General features: G+C 61.3%; 3 protein-coding genes. All 3 read left to right on the forward strand.

The annotated features are described in order from the left end of the window. Positions 1-929, forward strand: a 929-nt coding sequence (locus EN879_RS30220; RefSeq protein ID WP_127274454.1) for an NAD-dependent epimerase/dehydratase family protein, incomplete at its 5' end; no start/stop codon positions are given. Positions 930-1,294: 365 nt separating this feature from the next. Then, positions 1,295-2,329, forward strand: a complete 1,035-nt coding sequence (locus EN879_RS30225) for an extracellular solute-binding protein (protein ID WP_127274455.1) — start codon at positions 1,295-1,297, stop codon at positions 2,327-2,329. 85 nt (positions 2,330-2,414) lie between these two features. Next, a partial coding sequence (locus tag EN879_RS30230) for an amidase (protein WP_164774674.1) occupies positions 2,415-3,012 on the forward strand: 598 nt, incomplete at its 3' end.

Raw genomic sequence — 3,012 nt, forward strand, 5'->3', positions numbered from 1 at the left:
GCTCACATCTGGTCGACCGTCTGTTGCGGCGAAGCGATCTGGAAAAGCTGATCGTCGTCGACAATCTTTGGACCGGGACGCGAGACAACGTCGCACATATCGCCGATCCGCGTTTCGATCTGCAGATTGCCGATGCCGAAAGCTTTTCATCCCTTCAACGCTTCGATGAGATCATCCATCTCGCGTCGCCGGCTTCGCCGCTTTGGTACATGCGCGAGCCGGTACGCACGATCAAGGCCAACATCGGCGGCGCGCTCAATCTTCTGACGCTGCTCAAGCCCGGCGGCCGTTTCTGCTTCGCCTCGACCTCGGAAGTCTATGGCGACCCCCTGGTTTCACCCCAACCCGAGAGTTACAGGGGATCGGTGGACTGCACCGGTCCCAGGGCCTCTTATGATGAAAGCAAACGCTGCACCGAGGCATTGCTGTTCGAACAGCAGCGGGTTGTCGGGCTCGACATTCGCGTCGTCAGGATTTTCAACACATATGGGCCGCGAACCCGCATCGACGACGGACGCGCCGTTTCGAACTTTGCCATCCAGGCTCTGACAACCGGGGTGCTGACGGTCTATGGCGACGGGTCCCAATCGCGCAGTTGGGGTTATGTCGACGACATCGTCGAGGGGCTGGAACGTTACTTCTGGCGCGACGGCATCTCGCATCGCGGCCCTCTGAACATCGGCAACGATCACGAGGTTTCCGTCCTGCGCATCGCGGAATTCGTCAGGTCGCTTGTCCCCGGCAGCCGCATCGAGCACCACCCTCCGGCTCCCCAGGATCCGACAAATCGGCGTCCGGACCTGACGTCGGCGAGGCATGTCCTTCCTGGCTGGGAAGCCAGGACGGGCTATCAGGAAGGCATCGGGCGCACCTTCGATTGGTTCCGTCAGCGAATTGCGGCCGGAACCGTTGCGGCCCCAACGGCCTGACGCGCCCGACGTCGCGGCCAAAGCTCTTTCCTGGCTGCCCACTTGGTCACCACCGCATCGGGCGCATCGATCGGCGAGCCATGGCCGTATCCGCATAAAGATATTGACTGCATGTTTAGTCATAGTTACTCCTGAGGTCGCGAATTGAGTTGGACAGCCGGCGCCAGCCGGTGAATGGCCACCGTGAAGAGGGGAATATCTCGACTGCGATGCGGCTTGCCGTTGCCGGTGCGCCGCATGCCGCAAATGCGATGCCGACGGCCGTTCTCGTGCCGTCGATCGGCATTGTCGCGGCCATCTTTTCGTCAGCAGGAAACGGACCTGAGGCCGTAACGCCGCCGGGCCCAACAATGGGAGCATACAGCATGCACTGGAAACTGACCGCGACGGCCATCGGCCTGTCGCTGCTGACTGTCACGGGCGTTGCCCATGCCGACGGCGAACTCAACATCTACAATTGGGGCAACTACACCAGTCCCGAGCTGATCAAGAAGTTCGAGGAGACCTACAAGGTCAAGGTCACCGTCACCGACTATGATTCCAACGATACCGCCCTGGCCAAGGTCCGGCAGGGCGCCTCCGGCTATGACATCGTCGTGCCCTCGGCGAGCGTCGTGCCGGTCTGGATCAGCGAAGGTCTGCTCTTGGAGACCGATCCCAACAAGATGGAGAACTTCAAGAACGTCGATCCCAGGTGGGTCGATGTTCCATTCGATCCAGGCCGCAAATATACCGTTCCATGGCAGTGGGGAACGACCGGCATTTCGGTGAACAAGTCGGTTTATGCCGGCGACCCCAACACATCGGCGATCTTCCTCGACCCACCCCCCGAACTCGTCGGCAAGATCAATGTCGTACCCGAAATGGGTGACATCATGTTCCTCGCCATCGCTTACGAGGGTGGCAAATATTGCAGCAGCGACATGCAGATGCTGAAGAAGGTGCATGACAAGCTGGTGGAGGCCAAGGCGAAATGGCTTTCGCTCGACTATGCGGCCGTCGACGGCCTGGGCAGGGGCGACATCGCCGCGGGCGTCAACTGGAACGGCATATCGCTGCGCGAGCGGCTTGAGAACGACAAGATCGTCTATGGCTATCCCAAGGAAGGCTATCCGATCTGGATGGACAATGTCGCTGTCCTCAAGGACGCCAAAAACGTCGACAACGCCAAGCTGTTCCAGAATTTCATCATGGATCCGCAGAATGCGGCGCTGATCTCAGCCTTTGCGCGTTATTCGAACGGCATCAAGGGCTCGGAAGCCTTCATGCCCGACGACATGAAGACCGCGCCGGAAGTCAACATTCCCGCCGATTTCGCCGCCAAGGGCCAGTTCATGCAGGCATGCCCGCCCGACGTGCAGGCGCTCTACACGAAGATCTGGACCGATCTGCAGAAATGACCTGACCAGGCTTTCCCGCGCCGCAGCACGCGGCGCGGTCATCTCCGTCCATGCAACGCGATGCGCAGATCGCAGGAGACTTCCCATGACCGATCTCGACCTTTGCTACATGCCGGCCAGCGAGGCGCTGCGGCTGTTCAAGGCAAAGAAGCTTTCGCCCGTCGAACTGATGCAGGCCACCATCCGCCGCGCCGAAGCCACCAAGCCGACGATCAACTGCCTCACCTTCACGCATTTCGACGAGGCGATGGATCTGGCCAGGAAAGCCGAGGCGAAATACGCCAGGGGGGCCCGTACCGGGGCGCTCGAGGGGCTGCCGATCGGCATCAAGGACGAGAGCTACATCAAGGACAAGCCGACCTCGCACGGCTCGCTGCTGTCCCGGGATGCCATCGGTGGCCATACGTCGACGATGAACGAGCGCATCATCAAGGCCGGAGGCATTGTCCATGCCCGCACGGCGACGCCTGAATTCAGCTGCGCCGGCTACACCTGGTCGAAACGCTGGGGCGTGACGCGCAATCCGTGGAACCCGGATTTCACGCCCGGCGGTTCGTCCGGCGGTGCCGCGGCGACGCTGGCGTCCGGCACGTCGTCGATCGCCACCGGCTCGGACATTGCCGGGTCGATCCGAATTTCCGCGTCGGCCCTCGGTCTTGTCCGCTTCAAACCGCCTTACGGGC

The organism is Mesorhizobium sp. M7A.F.Ca.AU.002.02.1.1, assembly GCF_003998535.1.
Classification (GTDB): Bacteria; Pseudomonadota; Alphaproteobacteria; order Rhizobiales; family Rhizobiaceae; genus Mesorhizobium; species Mesorhizobium ciceri.

Bases quoted from the DNA above. Each gene is read 5' to 3' on its own strand.
- EN879_RS30225 (WP_127274455.1), top strand. From the start codon at position 1,295: ATGCACTGGAAACTGACCGCGACGGCCATCGGCCTGTCGCTGCTGACT.